This window comes from Priestia sp. P5_B4, assembly GCF_056400385.1.
In genome coordinates, this window is the sequence record NZ_JBFULJ010001031.1 from 1 (window position 1) to 1238 (window position 1238).

Annotated in this window: 1 protein-coding gene; it reads left to right on the top strand. The window is 35.3% G+C overall.

Going from position 1 to position 1238, the window contains the following annotated elements; genetic code table 11:
- The first annotated feature begins 104 nt into the window (after positions 1 to 104).
- Positions 105 to 665, top strand: a complete 561-nt coding sequence (locus tag AC1DRF_RS28515) for a nitroreductase family protein (protein ID WP_097823366.1) — start codon at positions 105 to 107, stop codon at positions 663 to 665.
- Positions 666 to 1238 lie beyond the last annotated feature (573 nt).

Sequence of the window (1238 nt, forward strand, 5' to 3'; positions counted from 1 at the left end):
GTAATAATCAAAACATTTGACAGTGAGAATGATWTTCAATTATTCTATATTCAAGACAAATACATACTTATAATAAATTGAATGTAGAAAAGGAGATAGAAAGCATGAGCGTATTAGATATTATTAAAGCTAGAAGAACGATTGGGGCCATGCAAGACAAAGACGTATCAGAAGATGCTATTAACCTTATGTTAGAAGCCGGCACTTGGGCTCCTAACCATAAAAAGACAGAGCCTTGGAAGTTCCGCGTGTTTACAGGGGATTCACGCGTTCGTTTAGGAGACGAAATGGAACGTATTATGAAACAAAAAACTGCTCAATTAAGTGAAGAAGAAGCGTTGAAAAAAACAACAAAAGCAAAAAAAGGACCGCTTCGCGCTCCTGTCATTATTGCTGTAGCAGTAAGTCCTTCTGGTAAAGTGCCTGAAATTGAAGAAATCTCTGCCGTAGCGGCAAGCATACAAAATATGCTATTAGTAGCGGAAGAACAAGGTTTGGCTACAATTTGGAGAACCGGTGAAATTGTCTATCAGACAGAACTGAATGACTTTTTATCTCTAGAAGACGGAGATAAGCTCTTAGGCTTAATTTACGTCGGACATCCTAATAAAGAAGCTTCATCAAAACGTATTCCATATCAAGATAAAACGATTTGGTATCGTTAAAAGGTTATTCCCGTGTTTCTATAAATAAAAGGCAGCAGCTCATAAGTTGAGCTGCTGCCTTTTTTATTGTTTTTGAAAAGTGGCATTAAGTTGCGCTTTTATTAGCTTACCTGCAGCAGTTTTTTTAGTATCTTATGGATAACTTCTCTGGTTTCCGTAACTACTAGTCAAAGCAAAATAGGAATTGTTTGTGTTCAGTCTTCTTTCCGAAGACCAAAATAATAGGTACATGCCAAACCGAAGATAATGGGCGGCAAAAGAAAGACAATCATTTAACGGTCACCATTTTTTGTTTTTCTTGTAAATAATTTAAACTTTTTACCTATTTTCTTCAAAATGTAAAACTATTCCTATTTTGAAACGTACTAGATATAGTAGAAATTCACAAAAGGAGAGGCGATAAAAGCGTTAACTATCTTTGTCACTACAAAAAAACTTACTTCGAGGTGAAGACGTGAAGAATCAACATATTTTAGAGGTGAAAAATTTAACTAAAGTTTATAAAGGAGAGGGCTATGAAGTTACTGCACTAAATGATATATCCTTTCAGTTAAGGGTAGGTGAAATGGTTGC